General features: G+C 38.6%; 20 protein-coding genes. 16 read left to right on the plus strand and 4 right to left on the minus strand.

Features of this window, described 5'->3' with window-relative positions; all coding sequences use genetic code 11:
* The first annotated feature begins 15 nt into the window (after positions 1 to 15).
* The 12 genes from G7B18_RS08835 (at position 16) to G7B18_RS08890 (ending at position 11,102) form a co-directional block, all read left to right on the plus strand.
* Positions 16 to 675, plus strand: coding sequence for a heme exporter protein CcmB (locus G7B18_RS08835; protein WP_164109162.1), 660 nt, complete (start codon positions 16 to 18; stop codon positions 673 to 675).
* A gap of 15 nt (positions 676 to 690) precedes the next feature.
* A complete protein-coding gene (gene ccsA, locus G7B18_RS08840; RefSeq protein ID WP_164122397.1) occupies positions 691 to 1,356 on the plus strand; it encodes a cytochrome c biogenesis protein in 666 nt (221 codons plus the stop codon).
* 79 nt (positions 1,357 to 1,435) lie between these two features.
* On the plus strand, positions 1,436 to 1,642 hold the full coding sequence (locus G7B18_RS08845) for a CcmD family protein (RefSeq protein ID WP_164109174.1): 207 nt from the start codon (positions 1,436 to 1,438) through the stop codon (positions 1,640 to 1,642).
* A gap of 29 nt (positions 1,643 to 1,671) precedes the next feature.
* Positions 1,672 to 2,655: a DUF6427 family protein gene (locus G7B18_RS08850; protein ID WP_164109176.1), complete on the plus strand. Its 984-nt coding sequence runs from the start codon at positions 1,672 to 1,674 to the stop codon at positions 2,653 to 2,655.
* 190 nt (positions 2,656 to 2,845) lie between these two features.
* A complete protein-coding gene (locus G7B18_RS08855) occupies positions 2,846 to 4,174 on the plus strand; it encodes a hypothetical protein (RefSeq protein WP_164109178.1) in 1,329 nt (442 codons plus the stop codon).
* Positions 4,167 to 4,790, plus strand: coding sequence for an LPS export ABC transporter periplasmic protein LptC (locus tag G7B18_RS08860; RefSeq protein ID WP_240452812.1), 624 nt, complete (start codon positions 4,167 to 4,169; stop codon positions 4,788 to 4,790). Before G7B18_RS08855 ends, G7B18_RS08860 begins: the two co-directional genes overlap by 8 nt.
* Before the next feature lie 144 nt (positions 4,791 to 4,934).
* Positions 4,935 to 7,040: a SurA N-terminal domain-containing protein gene (locus G7B18_RS08865; protein ID WP_164109180.1), complete on the plus strand. Its 2,106-nt coding sequence runs from the start codon at positions 4,935 to 4,937 to the stop codon at positions 7,038 to 7,040.
* A 62-nt stretch (positions 7,041 to 7,102) separates the two neighbouring features.
* Positions 7,103 to 7,621, plus strand: coding sequence for a DUF2480 family protein (locus tag G7B18_RS08870; protein ID WP_164122399.1), 519 nt, complete (start codon positions 7,103 to 7,105; stop codon positions 7,619 to 7,621).
* A gap of 31 nt (positions 7,622 to 7,652) precedes the next feature.
* Positions 7,653 to 8,444, plus strand: coding sequence for a DUF3108 domain-containing protein (locus tag G7B18_RS08875; RefSeq protein ID WP_164122401.1), 792 nt, complete (start codon positions 7,653 to 7,655; stop codon positions 8,442 to 8,444).
* Between the two features lie 8 nt (positions 8,445 to 8,452).
* On the plus strand, positions 8,453 to 9,016 hold the full coding sequence (locus G7B18_RS08880; RefSeq protein WP_164109186.1) for a DUF3109 family protein: 564 nt from the start codon (positions 8,453 to 8,455) through the stop codon (positions 9,014 to 9,016).
* A 59-nt stretch (positions 9,017 to 9,075) separates the two neighbouring features.
* Positions 9,076 to 10,047: a polyprenyl synthetase family protein gene (locus G7B18_RS08885; RefSeq protein WP_164109188.1), complete on the plus strand. Its 972-nt coding sequence runs from the start codon at positions 9,076 to 9,078 to the stop codon at positions 10,045 to 10,047.
* Between the two features lie 2 nt (positions 10,048 to 10,049).
* Complete coding sequence (locus G7B18_RS08890; protein WP_164109195.1) at positions 10,050 to 11,102, plus strand: TerC/Alx family metal homeostasis membrane protein; 1,053 nt, start codon at positions 10,050 to 10,052, stop codon at positions 11,100 to 11,102.
* Positions 11,103 to 11,527: 425 nt separating this feature from the next.
* On the opposite strand, the gene G7B18_RS08895 is transcribed toward G7B18_RS08890, so the two are convergent.
* The 3 genes from G7B18_RS08895 to tpx all read right to left on the minus strand — a co-directional run bounded on the left by G7B18_RS08895 (position 11,528) and on the right by tpx (position 14,384).
* Positions 11,528 to 12,457, minus strand: a complete 930-nt coding sequence (locus G7B18_RS08895; protein ID WP_164109198.1) for a hypothetical protein — start codon at positions 12,455 to 12,457, stop codon at positions 11,528 to 11,530.
* Between the two features lie 90 nt (positions 12,458 to 12,547).
* Positions 12,548 to 13,702, minus strand: a complete 1,155-nt coding sequence (gene gmd / locus G7B18_RS08900) for a GDP-mannose 4,6-dehydratase (protein ID WP_164109200.1) — start codon at positions 13,700 to 13,702, stop codon at positions 12,548 to 12,550.
* Positions 13,703 to 13,886: 184 nt separating this feature from the next.
* The gene (gene tpx, locus G7B18_RS08905) at positions 13,887 to 14,384 is read right to left on the minus strand and encodes a thiol peroxidase (RefSeq protein ID WP_164109203.1); all 498 of its coding nucleotides are present in this window, start codon (positions 14,382 to 14,384) and stop codon (positions 13,887 to 13,889) included.
* A 137-nt stretch (positions 14,385 to 14,521) separates the two neighbouring features.
* Here tpx and G7B18_RS08910 point away from each other — a divergent pair, with 137 nt between their 5' ends.
* The 3 genes from G7B18_RS08910 to G7B18_RS08920 all read left to right on the plus strand — a co-directional run bounded on the left by G7B18_RS08910 (position 14,522) and on the right by G7B18_RS08920 (position 17,678).
* Complete coding sequence (locus tag G7B18_RS08910; RefSeq protein WP_164109204.1) at positions 14,522 to 15,742, plus strand: OmpP1/FadL family transporter; 1,221 nt, start codon at positions 14,522 to 14,524, stop codon at positions 15,740 to 15,742.
* A gap of 5 nt (positions 15,743 to 15,747) precedes the next feature.
* Entirely contained in the window at positions 15,748 to 17,082 is a 1,335-nt protein-coding gene (locus G7B18_RS08915; RefSeq protein WP_240452813.1) for an SGNH/GDSL hydrolase family protein, read from the plus strand.
* Positions 17,083 to 17,252: 170 nt separating this feature from the next.
* Positions 17,253 to 17,678, plus strand: a complete 426-nt coding sequence (locus G7B18_RS08920; protein WP_164109208.1) for an OsmC family protein — start codon at positions 17,253 to 17,255, stop codon at positions 17,676 to 17,678.
* A 262-nt stretch (positions 17,679 to 17,940) separates the two neighbouring features.
* Here G7B18_RS08920 and G7B18_RS08925 read toward each other — a convergent pair whose 3' ends face one another.
* On the minus strand, positions 17,941 to 18,987 hold the full coding sequence (locus G7B18_RS08925) for a DUF2157 domain-containing protein (RefSeq protein ID WP_164109210.1): 1,047 nt from the start codon (positions 18,985 to 18,987) through the stop codon (positions 17,941 to 17,943).
* 130 nt (positions 18,988 to 19,117) lie between these two features.
* Here G7B18_RS08925 and uvrA point away from each other — a divergent pair, with 130 nt between their 5' ends.
* On the plus strand, positions 19,118 to 21,961 hold the full coding sequence (uvrA, locus tag G7B18_RS08930) for an excinuclease ABC subunit UvrA (RefSeq protein WP_164109212.1): 2,844 nt from the start codon (positions 19,118 to 19,120) through the stop codon (positions 21,959 to 21,961).
* Positions 21,962 to 22,000 lie beyond the last annotated feature (39 nt).

The following is a 22,000-nucleotide window of genomic DNA, read 5'->3' on the forward strand; positions in this document are numbered from 1 at the left end:
GTATCTTTGTAGTACATGAGTTTCTTGCAGCAGGTAAAAACATTAGTCTATAAAGATCTTACTTTAGAATGGCGTTCCAAATATGCTATAAACAGCATTTTATTATATGTAGTATCTACTGTATTTGTGTGCTATCAAGCATTTAAATCAGTAGATACTCAAATTTGGAATGCCTTATTTTGGATTATCTTACTGTTTGCTTCCATAAATGCAATAAGCCGATCATTCGTGCAGGAAAGCCAGTATAGACAACTGTACTACTACGCTATAGCGAGCCCAAAATCAATCATCATATCCAAAGTAATCTACAATGTAGTGTTGATGACAGTTCTCTCTGTTATTACTTACATTATCTACTCCCTAATTTTCAAGAATCCCGTAGGGGACCCTCTTTTTTATTACATAGCCGTCCTATTAGGAGCAATAAGCTTTGCTACAGTATTCACCATGGTATCAGGCATCAGTGCTAAAACAGGTAACAATAGTACGATAATGGCGATTTTAGCATTTCCGGTAATCATCCCTTTATTAATTGTTCTGATTACGCTTTCTCAAAATGCTTTACAAGGGATGGATAGAGCCGAAAGTTACAACGAAATAGGTGTTCTGCTCGCAATTAATGTCATAACTATTACTATTTCTTTATTGTTATTTCCTTACCTTTGGAGGGATTAAAATAACAAGTAGAAAATGAGAAAAAACTGGTGGAAAATACTAGCCGCTTTTTTAGTTAGTGCATCTGTAATTGCCGGATTTATGGGACCGGTACCTCAATTATTCCTCCTTCACGAGACCATAAGAAATGTTTATTTTCACGTACCTATGTGGTTTGCTATGTTTACTTTATATGGCATTTCTGTGGTCTACAGTGTCAAATATCTCAACAATGGAAACCCCAAACACGACCTTATTGCCGTTGAGGCCGTAAATACCGGCATAATCTTCTGCTTTTTAGGTCTTTTAACAGGTATGCAATGGGCAAACATCACTTGGGGCGAAGCTTGGCCTAGCGACCCAAAAACTAATGGATCTGCAATTGCCACTTTAATGTATCTTGCATATCTAGTCCTTCGTAATGCATTGGACGAAGAGCAAAAGCGAGCTAAAATTTCTGCTGTTTATAATATTTTTGCCTTCCCGATAATGATTGTACTGCTGTATATATTGCCTAAAATGACAGACTCTCTACATCCTGGAAGTGGCGGAAACTCTACGTTTGGGGATTTGGATATGGATAACAACATGCGTCCAATATTTTATTCGGCCGTTATTGGCTGGATACTTACAGGAGTATGGATCTGTACCTTGCGTTACAGATTAAGACTCTTAGAACGCAAAGCGAATCATATCGACTAAAACACGGATGCTCAAGAAGCAAAAACACCTATTATTCCGCAAACTGGCGGATAACAGATAAAAGAATAGTAATACACATATGAAAAAAATCAGCTTATTTTCCATCTTCACCTTCGCGACAATACTGTCTTCTTATGCGCAGTCTTCCGAAATAGAAATGGCCACAGCCCTTAGAAGTTCAGGGAAGATATGGGTTGTAGTAATGGTACTTTTGACCATTGTTATTGGCCTTTATGTTTACCTTTTTACAATCGATAAAAAAGTAAAGAAATTAGAAAATAAATAGATACTAATTTCCGATCATCAAATCTATCCATGTTAATAAATCAACACAGAAAATTCACTCCAGTTAATATCCTATCGGTATCAATCATTGGTGCATTTTTGTGTTTAGGGGCCTTTCTGCATCTCCCTGAAGAATTGCATCCGGTCTTTCTGGAGCCGGCAGCCAATAATCTTTTTGGGATTGAGATTGGGCTAGGATTAGTTCCAGTATCCAATGTCTTGTTGACTCTGGCATTAACGCTGCTGCAGGCTTTCTTACTCAACAGAGTTGTTAATCATTTTAATTTTCTTGGAAAACCAAATTTTCTGACTGCACTTCTATTCATGACTTTGGTCAGTTTGTTCCTACCCTTTTTGGTGCTATCCCCTACGTTGATCTGTAATTTTATCACGATATGGATGATGAGTAAACTTTTCAACATTTATAAACAGGCTGATGTAAAAGGATTGATGTTCGATTTGGGAATGATTGTAGGATTGGGAAGTCTAATATACTTTCCGTTTATAGTTATGTTTCTTTTACTATGGATCGCTTTAATTATCTTCAGACCGTTTATTTGGAGAGAATGGGTCACACCGCTTTTGGGATTTTCCATTATATATTTTTTATTGGGTGTGATATATTACTTATTCGATCGATTCGACGAATTTAAAGCGATATTCTCCCCGTTTACAAATCCACTACCCAGCACGTTACACGTCGATTATCACGACTATTTAGTAGTGGCTCCAATAATTATCGGTTTAATTTTCTTCCTATTCGTACTACGTGACCAGTACTTTAAAAGCATCGTACATATAAGAAAGTCATTTCAACTTCTTTTCTATATGCTTTTGTTGATCGTAGGTTCATTTTACTTAAACGAAAAGATTAATATTAATCATTTTTTACTATGTGCACCTCCATTGGCAATCTACTTGGCATACTATTTTTCTTTTGCTAAGAATAAATGGATTTATGAAAGTCTGTACCTCATAATTATAGCGACTATATTATACTTTCAGTTTATGTAAAAAACTGAAAAACAGCCGTTTAACCTTTTTTAACAAAATGAGCTAAAGGATTCATTAAAATTTAAATAGTTTTGTATCGAAATAAATCCATTACAAGGTGCCTCAACAGGCAATTTCAAAATGCCAGTTCGTTATTGGCCTATCAAGATAACACGAAAAAGACATCCGAAGTGCGGAGACGATAAAATATATGCATAAACTATCCAATGTTTTGAGTGCCCGAAAGGCTTTAAAGCTCGTAATTGCTGCAGGCTTAATCCTGGTCAATATTCAGGTAGACGCCCAGACCACCACGTCACATTCTCCCTATTCCAAATTTGGCCTTGGGCAGATGCGAGAAGATCTCCTTCCCCAGACCCGTTCCATGGGAGGAATATCTACGGCTATACGCTATCAATCTGGGCTACCAATTCTAAATATAGCCAATCCAGCAAGTTATTCTGCGTTCTCTAGAACAATATTAGAAGCAGGCCTTTACGGAAATTCAACGGAGCTCGCCAAAGGAAACGCGAAGGATAACACCTCTGATTTCGCCTTTTCTCATCTTGCTATCGGTGTCCCATTATCCCAAAGGTTCGGCGGTTTAGCATTTGGATTGATGCCCTATTCGGATGTTGGATACAATGCAACAGCAGTTAAAAGTAATGCCAACCTGCTTTCTCTAGAAACCAGCAGCGGTGAAGGAGGAATTAACAAAGCTTTCTTCGGGTATGGTGTATCGCCTATAAAAGGCGTGAGTATTGGTGCTAACGTTGGTTTTTTATTCGGAGAACTGAACGATATCAAGTTGGTCAGCTTCCCACAAGATCCAAACATGCTTAATGCACGGTATAATGAAACACGTCTGATAAGAGGAGCAACCGTAGATTACGGTATCCAGTACTCTAAAGCTATCAGCAAGAAACTGAATCTTACCTTAGGCTACTCAGGATCTCTTAATAATACCGTAAAAAGTAAAACAACGTTATTGGCAACGAGAACGGAGCCATCATCCGATCCAGATTTTCAAAATATAGCGTTAGATACTGTTTCATTTAAACAAGGATTAGCACGTAAAATAAACCTTCCATTAAAACACGCAGTTGGTTTCACCCTTTCCAAAGGTTATAACTGGATGATAGGTGCCGATTTCAAATATGCAGATTGGAGTGATTTTCAAACTCGTGTAGGCGAACCTTCACTGGGCAAAAACTACGGTTTTGCTGTAGGGGGCCAGATAAAACCAGACCCAACATCGGTAAGATACTGGAATATTGTCGATTATAGACTTGGCTTTAGGTACAACCAAACTCAAGTAAAATATAACGACAGAAATATTAACGATATGGCTGTTACGGTGGGAATTGGCTTACCACTACCTGAAACAAATTTCGGGATGACCTTTTCAAGAATCAATATCTCTGCAGAATTCGGTCAACAGGGCTCTCTTTCAAACAACTTGGTGCGAGAGCGTTACATCAACTTAAATCTTGGCTTTACATTAAATGACACTTGGTTCAGAAGAAGGAGCTATGACTAAGATCACTATCATCTCCAAAAATATTTTATCATTTATTCCCCTATTGTCTTTAAGCGCAATAGGGGTTTTCTTGCTTAGCGCTTGTGAAAATGATCTACGTGAGGTAAATAAAATTGAAAATATTCAAAAAGAAGAAGCAGTTGATATCTCTAAAGATGTAAAAATAATCGTCAGTGATTCCGCTGTCGTCAAAGCACAATTAACTGGTCCTGAAATGCGTGTGTATCATGATACCACGGGCAATAAAAATAGCAACTATGAATTTCAGAAAGGAGTACAGATTATATTTTATGATGCTATGGGGCGAGAAAGTCAACGCATTCGCTCAGACTATGGCAAACAACGTATACTTGACGGTATTACGGAATTCAAAAAGAATGTGGTTGTAAATATGTCCGATGGTTCTATTATAAAAACCGAAGAACTTTTCTACGACGAAAAACAAAAAACGTACTACAATAGCGTGCCTATAACTTTTGAGTTCAAAGATGCAAGAGGTAATCTACAGGCCACATCATTTACCTCCGATACAGAGTTTAGGAATATTAATGGCCAAAACATGACGGGTTTCTATATCCCCTCTAGTACAAGTCAACTTCCAACATTCGGCAATTAATTCAAACGCATACTCTAAAGCTTTAAATAAGTTTCATTTACATCATAAAAATTTACTATTTTTTTTATAAAAGTTGTATCTTGCGCCTTGTTTTAACAAAACACAATTAAATAACTAAAGAACACATAAATACAATACGAGAATATGGGATTAATGGGTAATTTGCGTAACCGTGCTGGATTGGTAATATTCGTAATCGGTTTAGCAATTGTTGCATTTTTATTAGGGGACATCATTCAGTCCGGAATGCCTTTTTGGGCTAAAAAGCAAAATGAAGTCGGTAACATTAATGGCAATTCAATTGACTATCAAGACTTCAATGCTCAAGTAGAACAAACTTCAGCAATGTATCAGCAACAAATGGGTGGTGCAGAAACACCACAAATCAAAAATTTTGCTGTACAACAAGTTTGGAATCAATTTGTATCTAAAGAATTGATCGCTAAGGAAATTGAAAAACTAGGACTAGTGGTCGGTAAGAAAGAATTTAATGATCTCATTACGGGGCCGAATCCTTCTCCACAGATTATGCAAACTTTCACCAATCCTCAAACGGGACAATTTGATCGTAATTACCTAACTCAAGTTATTAATGAGGCTAAAGGTGGTAATGCTCAAGTAGCCCAACAGTGGGAATTGCTCCTCGAAAATATCCGTACACAAAGGTTGACTGAAAAATATTCAAATTTAGTAAGTAACACCGTATACGTTACAGCTTTGGAAGCACAAGATGAATACACCGCTAAAAACAAATTGGCCAACTTCAAGTACGTCTTACTAGACTATTCTTCGGTCAATGAAGCAGACATCAAGCTAACAGACGCTGATTACAAAGAATATTACGATAAGCATAAAAATGCTTTTAAAAACCCAGAAGAAACTCGTGCAGTTGAATACGTATTATTTGATGCTAGCGCTACAGCGAAGGATTCAGCAAATACTTTAGCTGCAATCCAAACTTTAAAAGGCGAACTAGCAGCTTCCACAAACGATTCATTATTTGTAGTAGGAAGTTCTGACAACAAATACCCTGTGACTTATTACAGAAAAGGCCAAGTGAGCCCTGCATTAGATTCTGTTATATTCAATGCTGCTAAAGGTACTACAGTAGGGCCTTTCTTATCCAACGGAGCTTACGAAATTGCTAAAATAATTGACTCCAAATTTAGTCCAGATTCCGTAAAAGCGAGTCACATTCTTTTAAATGCAACCGCTGAAGGAGGAATTGATAAAGCAAAAGCAAAAGCAGATTCAATAAAAGGCCTTATTACAAAAGGAGAAAGTTTCTCGGCTTTGGCCGTGGAATTCAGTCAAGATCCAGGCAGCAAGGCTAATGGAGGAGATTTGGGAACTTTCCCCAGAGGTCAAATGGTCGGACCTTTCGAAGAAGCAGCATTCAATGGTAAATCCGGAGATGTAGTTGTTGTTGAATCCCAGTTCGGCATTCACATCTTAAAAATCGAAAAGCAAATTGGAAACTCTAAAATTGTAAAAGCTGCAATTTTAGATAAAGTAATTTCTGCAGGAAAAGAAACAACCGATGCCGTTTATGCTAAAGCCAATGCATTCTTCACTGCAGCAAAGTCAGCTAACTTCGAAGAGATAGCAAAACAACAAAATCTAAATGTACAAAAAGCTGCACGTGTGCAACCAATGGATAACTCACTAAATGGAGCTGAAGCTTCAAGAGAACTAATCCGCTGGATTTTTGATGCAAAGAAAGATGAGGTCTCTGACAAAGTATACGAAACAGAAAACAATTTTATTGTAGCTAAAGTTAATGCGATCAACCCTAAAGGTATCCAGTCGCTTGAGGCAATAAAAGGTGATATCGAGCTAGGGGTTAAAAACCTTGTAAAAGCGCGCATGTTAAAGGAAAAAATGAACAATGCACTAAATGGTGTTAGTTCTATTGACCAAGTAGCGCAAAAAATTGGCAAATCTGCTATAGCAGTAGAAAACATTGTATTGGCCAACCCTGTTATTCCTGGTGTTTCTTTAGAAAGTGCAGTAATAGGTACTGTATTCGGATTACAACCTAACAAACCATCAAAAGCAATTGAAGGTACACAAGGTATATATGCTGTTCAGGTAAATAGCTTTGTAAATCCTAAAGAAATGGTAGACACAGAGCGTAAAAATCAACAAAAACAAATGTTAGCATCCAAGCAGCAACGTTCTTGGGGCTCAATCTTTAAAGCCCTTCAAGACAATGCGAAGATTGATGACAATCGCATTAGGTTTTATTAAGATATTATAACTAATTTTATAGCCGAACATGAGATCATGTTCGGCTATTTTATTTCTAGTATATGGATATCCAAGAAAATATTGTTAATAAAGTCGCTCAAAGTGGATTGATAACCATAGATTTAGCGCAGTATGCTCCTCCAAAGGAGAGTATTTTTGTCTATGATATAAAGGAAAACCTTTTCCATGGTTTAATATTGAAAGAAAAGGATTTTAGAGCGTTTGTAAAGGAACATGATTGGAGCCAATACGCAGGCAAACACATAGGAATCACCTGTTCTACAGATGCAATCGTTCCTACTTGGGCCTATATGATTCTATCAAATAAATTAAGTCCATTTGCTAAATCCTTACATTTCGGATCCCAAGAAGAGGTTCTACGCGATGTTATTTCGGAGGCTATACAATCAATAGACTACGCACGCTATCAAGATCAACGCATTGTAGTCAAAGGATGTGGCGATGTATTTATCCCTGAAAGTGCCTTCGTATTATTCACCCACAAACTTACACAGGTTGCGAAGAGTATCATGTATGGAGAACCCTGTTCCACAGTTCCGGTCTTCAAACGTAAAAGTTAAACCTTATGCTATTTCCACCTGTCATATATCTATGAGAAAATTCTACAGCTTATTACTTATCCTATGTGTTATGTTGTCATTGAGCTCAGCACAAACACTCCCCTACCTTAATGAACCTACTTTTAAAGAAGGTGAAAAGTTATCTTACAAACTAAGATACGGTGTAATCTCTGCAGCACATGGGGTATTATCAGTCAATAAATCAAAACTGCAATTTAGCAATAAGAATACATTTCATCTCAATGCCTTTGGGCAGACTGCCGCTGCATTCTCCCTATTTTACACGGTAAGAAACAAATATGACTCCTATATAGACGGCAATACTTACCAGCCGTATCTCTATACGGAGGATATCCACGAAAATAGCTATACACGAAAGGAATATGCGACCTTTGACCATAGAAATGGAACTGTCAAAGGTGCAAAAGGCACTTTTAAAGGAAGAACATCCCAAATCTTCGATCTTTTATCCGCCTACTACTTTTCACGCAATCTAGACCTTTCTTCCCTTAAAAGCGGAGACTCCTTTAAAATCCCCTATTTTCTAAACGATGAGGTCGCCGAACTAAAAGTCTTTTATGTAGGTACTGAGCAAATAAAAACAAGTTTAGGCACTTTAGACTGTATTAAATTGAGTCCAGAAATCAAACCCGGACGTATCTTTAAAAAAGACAGTAAATTATACCTATGGGTAACCAACGATGGCAATCGCATTCCTGTAAAAGCTCAGGTAGAAATCTTGATCGGATCAGTTACAATGGATTTGACCAAGGCCGAAGGGTTAAAATATGAGCTGGGAAAAAAAGCAAGTTATTCAAAATAGTTAAGATTATGATTGAGGTTGATAATGTATTGGTCCACGAGGACTTGATAGGTAATGATTTTGTTTGCAATCTTTCCAAATGCAAAGGTATTTGCTGTGTAGAAGGCGATGCAGGAGCTCCTTTACGTGAATCAGAAAAAGCGATATTAAAAGAAATCTATCCAAAAATAAAAGCTTACATGACTCCAGAAGGTATTAAAGCTGTAGAAGAACAAGGCACACATGTCATCGATGGAGATGGAGACTTAACAACTCCCTGCGTAGATGGCAACAAAGAATGTGCTTATGTGACCTGGGAAAACGGAATAACAAAATGTGCTATTGAAAAGGCGTATGAACTGGGCGAAGTGGAATGGAAAAAACCTATTTCCTGTCACTTGTACCCTATCCGTACAACACACTATCCACAATTTGACGTATTGCATTACGACAGGTGGCATATTTGTAAAGATGCCTGTAGTTTTGGAAAAGAACTACAAGTGCCCGTTTACAAGTTCTTAAAGGATCCACTTATCCGAGAGTATGGAGCAGCATGGTATGCTAAATTAGAAGAATCCGTAGATTCTATCTAATGTATTTTTGTTATCTTTATTGCGTATAAATAGACGCTAATTGGTATTTACCATCATTCATGCTTAGTTTAAAGGAGATACAACGCCCCATAGCAACAGAGCTTTCGATTTTCGAAACAAAGTTTAAGCAGTCGATGCAAAGCTCTGTTCCACTTTTAGATATTATAACCCAGTATTTGTACAAACAGAAAGGAAAGCAAATGCGTCCTATGTTTGTATTTTTTACTGCGGGACTTTGTGGAGAGATAACAGAATCAACCTACAGAGGAGCATCCTTAGTCGAGCTTCTTCATACCGCTTCGCTGGTACATGATGATGTGGTAGACAATGCAAATGAACGTAGAGGTTTTTTTTCTATAAATGCACTATGGAAAAATAAAGTCGCAGTCTTAGTAGGTGATTTCCTGCTTTCTAAAGGATTACTGCTCTCCGTAAATTACGAAGAACATGCGCTGTTGAAGATTGTTTCAGAGGCCGTCGAACAAATGAGTGAAGGCGAACTCTTGCAAATCGAAAAAGCTCGGAAACTTGATATCAAAGAAGAAATTTATTACGAGATTATCCGTAAAAAAACGGCATCTCTTATCGCTTCATGCTGTGCATCCGGTGCGTCTTCAGCAAAAGCAGATACAGATACTGTAGAGTTAATGCGTCTATTTGGTGAGAAAATTGGTTTAGCATTCCAGATTAAAGATGATCTATTTGATTTCGGACTGGATGATATCGGCAAACCTGTAGGTAACGACATCAAAGAAAAGAAGATGACATTACCATTGATATATGCGCTAGCAAATACTTCGACCGCTGAAAAGCGCAGAATTATCAATCTCGTGAAAAATCATAACGAAGACTCCGAAAAAGTAGAAGAGGTAATTCAATTTGTACGCGCTAGCGGAGGTTTAGACTACGCGACGCAAAAGATGCTACAGTTTCAACAGGAGGCCTTCGACATTTTAGCCGCATTCCCAGATAACCCTTATAAAGAAGGATTAAAACAACTAGTAAAATTTACGACAGAAAGAAATAAATAAAAATGAGCAATGAAGTAATGTTTTTTGGAGGATTTATCATATTCATAATCCTCATGTTGGCAATAGATCTTGGGCTGTTTAGCAAAAGTGACAAACCTGTGAGCTTAAAAGCCGCCGCAATCATGTCCGTGATATGGATTTTATTTGCCTTAGGTTTTGGTATGGTGTTGTATTATTGGGGCAACGAATTGCACGATGTCCACGATTTAGCACGTTTAAAAGAAGTTATCGCCAAGCATTATCATGATATCAAGATCATAGAGAATGATCTCGCAGCAAGTATACATATTTATAACAAGAACCTTACACTAGAGTATTTGACAGGCTATGTTGTTGAGTACGCCCTTTCTGTAGACAATATATTTGTTATGGTGTTATTATTTTCTTCGTTTGGTATCCCAGAACGTTATTACCACAAAGTATTGGTGTGGGGTATACTTGGAGCCATTATATTACGCTGCATATTCATTTTCGTTGGCGCTGCGTTAATAGCCAAGTTCGGGTGGATACTCTATGTATTTGGCGCTTTTTTGGTCTATACAGGGTTTATGATGTATATCAACAGAAATCAAGAAGAAGAGGTCGATCCACAAAACCATGCTGTGGTTAAGTTTGCATCTAGATACTTCAAAGTAACACCAAAAATGGATGGAGGACATTTCTTTCATATTGAAAACGGTGTACGCTACATGACACCACTATTTCTTGTCCTTTTAGTCATTGAATTTACAGATCTGATTTTTGCTGTAGACTCTATTCCTGCGATTTTCTCCGTAACCAAAGATCCTTATATCGTATTCTTTTCCAACATTTTTGCTATATTGGGACTAAGATCTATGTTCTTCCTATTGGTAAATATCATTCATAAATTCCATTACCTCAAAGTAGGGTTAGCATTTCTTTTAATATTTATCGGCGCGAAAATGTTACTTCACGACTGGTTAAAAGGTTGGGGATTTACGACAACACATTCGTTGATCATTATATTGAGCATTTTGGCAATTAGTGTCATTGTATCACTCGTCTTCCCGAAGAAAGCGAATTACGACAAGTAGTAAACTCTATAAATAAGTTTCATAAAAAGCGGCCTACACTTTAAAACAAAATGTAGGCCGCTTTTGCTTTATATAAAGCTTAGGCTTTGTTACTGAAGATTAACAAGAAGGTATTACCAACTATTGCTGTTAAAGCATACCATTAAAAGTTCAAAAGCAGCACTTTTATGATCCCACACCGTTGGCAGATCACCAACAGCGACGAACCAATCCCGATATTATCTGGAGAGCTCTAGTATGCTTACCCTAAAGAATAACGTCATAAAACCAAATTATATACAGATGAAAAAAATTCTTGTTTCCATTTGAACCGAACCAAACGAGCTCATTGATTTCTCACGAAGTATAAACGGATCTACGAAATACGACCTAACAAAAAAGCGAGATTAAATCTCGCTTCAAATATTTAATAAAAGAATATTTCGTTATTTTAAAACAACACTAGAACGTCCCATTATAGCATTATCAGCATATAACAAGACCGTATAAGCCCCCTTTTTGAAGCGGTCTGCATCGCGCCATAAAAATTGATATTCCTCGCCCTTATTCGTGAAGTTGATTACTTCCTTAAACGTATATTGCAACTTATCTCCATTTACGTAAAACACATCCCCTGTCCTAGCAATAAGATTCCCTTGAGGATCAATGACACGGACAAAAACTTCTTTACGGCCTTCTTTAGCCAATGGGTTATCAGCAATGCTAAATCTTATCTGTAGATCATCAACACGCTTTGCTTTAGTTTCTATTTCCAAAGCACCTTTTCGTGTTTTCTCAACACCATTAACCAACACATTCGAGACCTTTATGGAAGAGGCTACGCTTACTTTTTCATTTAGGCGGTCGTTTCGTTCCCTCAGGCTTTCGACTTGGTCCATCTTCTCCTTTACGGTCGAACTCAGCTCTTTGTTCTGTTTTAGAAGTACATCATTCTGAAGCTTCAATTCTCCAACCTCATCTTTCAACGAAGAAACATTTTTCTTTAACTTTTGAATCTGATCTTTGGCTGCCTGAATCTGTGCATCAGAAATATGGGAAGTTTCCAGCTCGGCACGTAAATCATCTATGATCTTACGAGCAAATTGTTCTTCTTGAATTAAACTCTCGGGTAACCCCTCAACATTTTGATTCTTTATATTATCTAATTCAGCTTCTATTCTATCAATTTCGATTTGCAGGTTTTCTTTCTGTAAGGCTACGGTGTAAAGCTTCTCTCCCGAAGATTTGAACTTCACATAAAAATAAATATTTGTTGCCAGAAGCGAAGCAATAGCAATCATAAAAAAATAAATCTTCGAATTATCCTTCTTATTGTTCGGAACCTCACTTTCGACAGATGTATTTCTTACTTCCATTTCATACCTCCCATTATTACCAAAATCGCGTTTAAACTTCTATTTTCCATAGCTGAAAAATACTTATCAAAAACTATTCCAAAAAACACCTTATTCAAAATAGTTAAGTGTCTCGAAACCACCTTCTTTTAAGTATTGTTCCTTGCGCATCAATCGGAGATCCGACTGAACCATTTCAGAAACCAGCATTTGCAAGTTATATTTAGGCTTCCAGTTTAACTTAGTCTGTGCTTTTGTAGGGTCTCCAATGAGTAAATCAACCTCCGTTGGCCTATAATATCTCGGATCGACTTTCACCACTGTTTGTCCCAGTTTTACACCTTCAGGATCTATTCCCAATTCATTTAACCGACTATCATCTCGATCTATGATAACCCCTTTCTCTGATTCGTCCTTACCACTAAACTCCACCGTTATACCAAGTTCTGCAAAACTCATCTGCACAAAATCTCTAACTGTAGTCGTAACGCCTGTCGCTATAACAAAGTCTTCAGCAACATCCTGCTGTAAGATAAGCCACATAGCCTCTACATAATCCTTAGCATGCCCCCAATCCCGCTGCGCAGAAAGATTTCCCAAAAACAACTTATTTTGCAATCCCAAGGCAATCTTAGCCACAGCTCTTGATATTTTCCGGGTGACAAATGTTTCTCCTCGGACAGGGCTTTCATGATTGAATAAAATTCCATTACAAGCGTACATATTATACGCTTCCCGATAGTTGACTGTAATCCAGTAACCGTACATCTTTGCTACTGCATAGGGGCTTCTTGGATAAAATGGAGTTGTCTCACTTTGTGGTACTGCTTGTACCAAACCATATAATTCAGATGTCGAAGCTTGGTATATTTTGGTCTTTTCAATCAAGCCCAAAAGCCGAACCGCTTCCAGTATACGTAATGTCCCTATCCCGTCCGCATTAGCTGTATATTCAGGTGTGTCAAAGCTAACCTTAACGTGTGACTGTGCGGCGAGATTGTAGATCTCATCGGGCTGCGTCTCCTGAATAATCCGAATGAGATTAGTTGAATCTGTAAGATCTCCGTAATGTAAAACAAAATTTCTGTTGTCCAAATGCGGATCTTGGTATAAATGGTCGATACGATCCGTATTAAAAAGAGAACTTCTTCTTTTCAATCCGTGGACCAAATACCCTTTTTTTAATAAAAACTCCGCCAGATAAGCTCCGTCTTGTCCTGTAACACCTGTAATAAGGGCTACCTTTTGAATAGTGGATTCCTTCATAATGAAAAATTAGCCAAACTTAGATAAAATGCATTGGATTACGAATACCAGGTCGAAAAAAACAATTATTTGCATTAACTTTTTAGCCGTCAACAATAGATATACTGTATAAAAGCAAAAACATCTCTTCTGTCCAAACTCAGCAGACAAAAGAGATGCTTACATATGAATAATTTATGCCAGGCTACAAAGATGCTAGAGCAGCTTCATAATTCGGTTCATCGGTAGTCTCCTCAACTTGCTCGGTATACCGCACGCTCCCTGTCTCATCGATAACAACAACGGCACGGCTTAATAGGCCTTGTAAAGGTCCATCTGAAAAACGAACACCGTAAACTTCTGAAAAATTATTGTCTTTATATTCTGATAATGTAACAACATTTTCAATACCTTCTGCTGCACAGAATCGTCCCTGTGCGAAAGGCAAGTCTTTAGAAATACATAATACAACTGTGTTCTCTAAAGACGAAACTTTTTCATTGAATTTACGTACAGACATAGCACATGTACCAGTGTCAATACTCGGAAAAATATTTAATACAATTCTCTTACCTGAAAAATCCGATAATGACTTCTGAGAGAGATCGGCCGCGGTTAACGAAAATTCCGGCGCTTTAGTTCCAACAGCAGGCAAACTTCCTGTCGTGTTGACTGTTATACCTTTAAACAAAACTTGACTCATGATAATAATTTTTAATGCTTCAATATAGCAATTTTAGAGGAATACAGCTATTTAAAAAAGACAATAAATTATTTTATCTGCAAAAAAAATGCTATGTTAGCATTGTATTTTAAAGACTCTGGTAACCGAATAAGCTTATGAAAAAATTACTTTTATCCTTTTTATTAGCTAGCCCTACTCTCTTATTTGCGCAAGGCTCTCAAGTGAACACCCAAGGAATAAAGGCCTTGGGGATGGCTGGTTCTGGCTCGGCATTATTTGTCGATGAATCCAGTATATTCTACAATCCAGGAGCTCTGGCCAAAATGAACCATAACGCCGTTTCTGCGGGTGCAACGACCATTATGTACAGGTCTGCTTTTAAGGAAGTCAATGCTACACAACAGTATGACACCAAATTCCAAATCACCCCTCCCTTTTCAGTTTTTGCAACATTTGGCCCCAGAAACACCTGGTGGAAAGCTGGACTTGGTATTTACACCCCATTCGGAGGCGCTGTTGATTGGGGACAGGATTGGCCCGGCAGATTTGAACTAAACCATCTACAGATGCGCGCTATATATATACAACCGACTTTGAGTTTCAAAATCACAGATGCATTTAGTATCGGTGGGGGATTTGTATACAATCTAGGCTTCGTTGACCTATCGAGATCGATTCCTGTTTTTGATGCCAATGGCCAGCCCGGTCGAGCAGAGCTGTCCGGTATGGGGACAGGAACAGGCTATAATGTAGGGGTTCATTACAATTTAGAAGATGAGTTTGCTATATCATTAAGTTATCGCTCTAAAGTAATCACCAAGTTAAAGGATGGTGATGCAAAATTCACCGTACCGGATGTTCTCTCATCTTCTTTTCCAACCACTACTTTTGATGCTGAATTGCCATTACCTGCATCCTTTAATGTAGGGATTACTTTTCCTGTGACTGAAAAACTGGACTTTGCCGGCGATGCAACATTTATAGGCTACGACATCTACAAATCCTTAACATTTGATTATAAAGACAATACAGCAGCCTTAGAAGACACTTATCAGCCTAAAAACTATCAAAAAGCCTTTTCTGGAAAAGTCGGCTTAAATTATAAAGCTACGGATAAATTAGATCTCCGTACAGGTGCTGGCTATGTCTACACGCCGGTACGACCGCAGTATGTATATGCAGAGACTCCCGACAATAACCGTGTCATGGGATCACTGGGTTTTACTTATATGCTTTCCGAAAAGTTCGACTTGACAGGAGCATATACATTCCAACGAATTTTGGAACGTACAGTGACAAATACGGTAACAGGCTTGAACGGGACATTCAAGACCAATATTCATGCGCCAGCAATTTCATTCACCTATAAATGGTAATAATTATGAAATATTCACTTCACAACAACATTAAACTTTATATAGGCCTTGCTGCCTGCGCTATAGCCACATCGTGTGCACCGGAGATCGACAACGCAAAACCAGATCAAAATACAGGAAGTGCAAAAGCAGACTTCTCGAAATACATAGCTATTGGAAACTCACTAACTGCGGGTTTTGCAGATGGCGGATTGTATCTAGAGGGACAGCAACAAGCATTCCCTTTACTTATTGCCGAAAAGATGAAGGCTCATGGAGGAGGTGATTTCAAATCACCTTTCTTTACCGAAAGTCAATCCAATGGTTCGGGCTATATCCGATTAAAAGATCTAGTAAACGGTCAACCGGTAACCGAAGCCGTAACGGACAAGTTAGCGATACGCGGACTTTCGCCGACCGGAAAACCTCTATACACTAAATATACGGAGGAGATCAATAACCTAGGTGTTCCTGGAATGCGACTAGATATGATCGATAAACCGGGGGTCGGAACAGTACAGGGTAACCCCTATTTCGAAAGATTATTACCCGATGGGGCAAGTCCTTTAACCAATTATTTGGGATATGCTACCTCGAAAAATCACACTTTTTTTTCTTTTAGTTTAGGTAACAATGATGCTTTGGGCTATGCCACAAACGGAGCAGTGGCTACAGACGCAACCAATATACTTACCGACACAGCTACTTTTGGCAAAAACCTAAGAACAATTATTACGAAACTAACGGAAAACAACCAAAAAGGAGTAATAGCTACCATTCCAGACGTATCGGCTGTTCCTTTTCTAACTACAGTGACCAGACAGGCCTTATTACAAGCAGCGAGTGCTGCCTCCCAAGCGCAAGGCGGTCCGGCTGTTACTGCCCTCTTTATTGAAACGAAAACCGGGACAAGACCTGCTACCGACAAAGATATGTTTGTACTGCCTTTTGCTTCTTCGGGTTTATTAGGAAAGCCTAATGCACTAAAAATCCCTTATGGTCTTCATCCCAATAATCCCATTGAAAGTAAATATGTATTGGACGAGGCAGAGGTTGTAGAAGTACAAACACGTATTACGCAATATAATGAGAAGATTCAAGAAGTCGCTAAAAACCGAAATCTTGCACTAGCAGATATACATTCGTTCTTGAACAAAGTCAAGAATGGCTATGTTTACAACGGAGTCGTTATTAGTAATAAATACATCACTGGAAACGTATTTTCATTAGACGGGATTCACCTTACCCCGATGGGATATGCAATCATGGCAAACATCTTTATTGAAGCCACCAATGCAAAATATGGCAGTCAACTCGACAAAGTAGATGCTACAAAATACCGTGGAGTCAAAATGCCTTAAGATCACCTAACTATTAAAAGAGCCATTGTGATTACAAAGGCTCTTTTTTTGCAGACTGGACGCTGCATCCATCCGATAAGAAAACGATATGCCCATATACCTTTTTTTCTCAACTATTCTTTTATTATAGTCATTTTCTATAATTTTGATAGACAATAAATCCAACGACGATGAAAACAACATTACAAAGAATCAATAAAGCAGTACATTTCGAAGCATCTAGTGACTCCTCAACAGTCAAAGTTAACATTGATGGCCCCGATTCAATAGGCGGAGAAGGGAAAGGTGTACGCCCGGTAGAACTCGTATTAATGGCGTTAGGATCTTGTAGCGTATTCGACTTAACGACTATTTTACAGAAACAAAAACAGGATATCCAAGACATTCAGGTGGAGGTAGAAGGTCAAAGAAGAGACGAAATCCCTAACATTTTCACCAAGATTCACATCAGTTTCTTGCTGAAAGGAAATATCGACGAGGTCAAGGCGCAAAAAGCCGCAGAGCTAGCTGTGAAAAAATATTGCTCTGTGCATGATATGTTAGCAGCAGGAGGCGTAGACATTACCTACAGCATCAAGATTAATGCCGCTCCATAGCCGAGACAGGACCCGTTCCTTTTCTCTGGACAGAAAAGAAGCCAAAAGGTTAAGGCTTGGTTGCTCGGCTAGCGCTAGTAGCACCTTACAAGCTAAATAAGTATTGCCTGTGAAGCAACAGCTTTAGGAACGAACTAATAGCATATGGAGGTCAAGACGTGAAGCTACCGACTGCAATTCCTTAGATTTTGCTGTGGGTAAGAATTTCCCGTCGGTGGGAAGGCCAGAAGTAGGGGGACCTTGGAAACCGCCTTAAGACTTTCTAGACACTTCTTTTCTTCCATATCTTTTCAGACCATCGTCCAACAAGCCAAAATGAAATTGCTAAAAGCAGAAAAAAGATTGTACGATTAATATTATCCCAAAGGTACTCAACGAAACGCGTGTAAAGGTTCAATAGGAAGAATACAAATCCTATATCACGTATTACCGTATCCTTCTTTTTCAAGCCATATATGGCAAGCCCCAAAGACACCGTAATAGCCAGTATACCCCAATATAGAATCTCGTACTGACGTATAGCAGTCCAAGCTTCAAAATCACTATAGTTACCGAAAATTGAAAGACACCATAGTGCAATCATGGTATACAAAAGACCAATAACAAAACTAGTAGATTGAAAATAAGCCAAAGTGCTCCATCTCGGTTGAATCCAAATCGAAAAGGCAGTAAGCAAACCTCCAAAAATAGTAAAACGTAAAGGGAAATTCATTCCCCAAAACTTCCATCCCCACTCGCTATGAAGTGCTGTTTCTGTAGCAAACCAAATCCCCAATGCCACAAGTGTAAACACCCAAATCAGTTTAGATTTTAACTTTACGGCCAAAATTGCATAAATCAAAATCGAAAGAAAAAATAGAATGGTGAAGTAGTGCGTATTACGATCTAAAACCTGTCCTAAAAAGCCAATACTTGCAGCGGTAGAAAAAGAACCAGCCAACATGAGGGTCTCATTGGAAAACGTTTTATCTGGATATAGCTTTTTGTTCCGAAATCCTAAAAAATAGAAAAGTGCTGCCAGAGCGGCAAAGAAAAAACAAAACACAATATTCGGCGTTTCATAAAACCGTTCTACAAAACGGACCAACATATCATCCGCGAATAAGGAAACTACTGAAAAAATCAAAGAAGCCAACGCTACCCAAAATGCATATCGCGCCAAGACTTTCCATTCAAAACTACGTTCATCTATGCTCTCCTGTAGTTCTAAAACCTTATTTTCTTCCAGTAAACCCTGTTTTTGCCAATGCATTAATGCTTGGTCTATGATTTCCTTTTCCTGCTTACTTAAATCTAATTTCTTCGTCATACCTGGTTTAACAGGTCCAATTTACAAATAAAACCCCTAGGATTCCAAAAAACAAAACCATAACATTGCCCTTCCTATAAAGTCCGATTAATATTCAGTAACTTTGCAAGTTGCAAAAATTTAACGTTCCATGTCAAAAACAAAAGCAGTAGATTTAGGAGATCAAAACGAAGTTGAAGTATTCGGGGCTCGGGTACATAACCTCAAAAACATTGATATTTCCTTCCCAAGAAACGAACTAGTCGTCATTACAGGATTAAGTGGCTCTGGCAAATCATCTTTAGCTTTTGACACCATATATGCCGAGGGACAACGTCGATATATGGAAACCTTTTCCGCCTATAGTCGGCAATTTTTGGGAGGTATGGAGCGTCCCGATGTAGACAAAATATCGGGCTTAAGTCCTGTAATATCGATCGAACAAAAGACGACCAGTAAAAATCCCAGATCGACTGTCGGAACCATCACTGAGATATATGATTTTCTACGTCTTTTATATGCAAGAGCCAGTGAAGCTTTTTCTTATGTCAGCGGCAAACGTATGCAACGTATGTCTGAAGATCAAATTGTCGATCGTATTTTAGAAGACTTTAAAAATGAAGCTATTTTTATCCTTGCACCAATTGTCAAAGGTCGTAAAGGACATTATCGGGAGCTATTTGAACAAATACGTAAACAAGGATACACCAAGGTGCGTGTAGACGGAGAGTTACTGGATCTGGCGCCCAAAATGCAGGTCGACCGTTATAAAATCCACGACATTGAGATCGTTGTAGATCGACTGATTGTAGATCATGATGACCGAAAAAGACTGTATACATCTGTACTGCAGGCTATGAAATCGGCCAAAGGAATTATTAAGATAGCAAATAAAGAAAATACAAAAGAGCAGTTTTTCAGCCGCTATTTAATGGATGCCGAATCTGGAATTTCATACGATGAACCGCAGCCCAATACGTTCTCATTCAATTCGCCATACGGTGCCTGTCCAAAATGTGATGGTTTAGGCTATATATTCGAAATTGATAAAAAAACAGTTATTCCGGATCGTAAGTTAAGTATACAAAAAGGAGCAATTGTACCTTTAGGACCTTTTAGAGACTCTTGGAATTTTGCAGTCCTGAAAGCAGTCGCTCAAAAATTTGAATTTACACTCACTACTCCTGTCGAAAAACTCACAGAAGAACAGATTGACACCTTACTTTTCGGTGCAGACGAACCAATTTCTTTGACCGTATCTTACGGTTCCTACGGAGCAAGAGAATATAAAGTCAGTTTTTCCGGTGTTTTTAAGATGTTAGAAGAATACTCCGGTAAAACCAATGACGACGCTCCCGCATTGGAAGATTTTAGAACAAAAGTGTGCTGCCCTAGCTGTCATGGCGCTCGGTTAAAGCAAGAGTCCCTACACTTCAAAATAGACAATAAAAATATCAGTGAACTTGCTGCAATGGATATATCTTCATTGATGGCTTGGTTAGATAATATCGAAGACCGTATAGACGAGCGACAAAAGGTAATTGCAGTCGAAATACTAAAGGAGATCCGTACACGTCTAGGATTTCTTTTGGATGTAGGTCTAAACTACCTTACCTTGGATCGATCCTCCAAAACACTTTCTGGTGGAGAGGCACAGCGGATCCGTCTAGCGACTCAAATCGGATCCCAATTGGTCAATGTATTATACATCCTTGACGAACCTAGTATAGGTCTTCATCAACGAGACAATGAGCGCCTCATTAATTCCTTAAAAAACCTTCGCGATATCGGCAATTCTATCCTTGTTGTCGAACACGACAAAGATATGATCTTGCATGCGGACTATGTCATTGATATGGGGCCTGCTGCGGGCATCCATGGTGGACAGGTCGTCGCACAAGGTAAGCCTAAACAAATACTCCAAGCAGACTCTTTGACGGCAGATTATTTGAACGGCAAGAAGGAAGTTCAACTACCAAAAGAACGTCGCTCAGGAAATGGGCACACCTTATCACTACAAGGTAGCACTGGAAATAATCTAAAAAATGTGTCAGTGGATTTTCCTTTGGGAAAACTCATACTTGTCACAGGAGTTTCTGGTTCCGGAAAATCGAGCTTGATCACAGGTACCTTATACCCTATTCTGAATAAGCATTTCTTCCGGGCAAAAGCCACCCCTATGCCTTACAAAAGTATAGCGGGGCTTGAACATATTGATAAGGTTATTGAAATAGACCAAAGTCCCATCGGACGTACGCCGCGTTCAAATCCTTCTACATATACGGGAGTCTTCTCCGATATTAGAACATTATTCGTACAATTACCTGAAGCTAAGATTAGAGGATACAAGCCTGGTCAATTTTCATTCAATGTCAAAGGAGGAAGATGTGAAACCTGTCAAGGGGCGGGTATGAAAATCATTGAGATGAATTTCTTACCGGATGTGCAAGTACCCTGCGAAACCTGTCATGGCAAACGTTACAACCGGGAAACCCTCGAAGTCAGGTATAAAGGCAAGTCCATATCTGATGTGTTAGACATGAGTATCCATGATGCGGTAGCTTTCTTCGAACATATACCATCCATACACCGTAAAATCAAGACCCTCGAGGATGTAGGTCTAGGCTACATTACCTTAGGCCAATCTTCGACAACTTTATCGGGAGGAGAGGCTCAGCGCGTAAAACTAGCTACAGAACTATCCAAAAAGGATACCGGAAATACCTTCTATATCCTAGACGAACCCACCACCGGTTTACACTTTGAAGATGTAAATATATTATTAGGTGTTATCAATAGATTAGTGAATAGAGGAAATACCGTATTGATTATCGAACATAACCTCGACGTAATAAAGACAGCAGACTGGGTTATCGATATGGGTCCCGAAGGCGGTAAAGAAGGTGGTCAGTTAATGTTTGCCGGTTTACCTGAGGATCTGATCAAACAGAAAAAAAGTGAGACCGGACGCTTCTTAAAAGAAGAAATGAAATAGGGAGACAAAATGATGGAGTAACGAGTGGCAAGTACATAA

It is taken from the genome of Sphingobacterium sp. xlx-130, assembly GCF_011007405.1.
GTDB lineage: Bacteria > Bacteroidota > Bacteroidia > Sphingobacteriales > Sphingobacteriaceae > Sphingobacterium > Sphingobacterium luzhongxinii.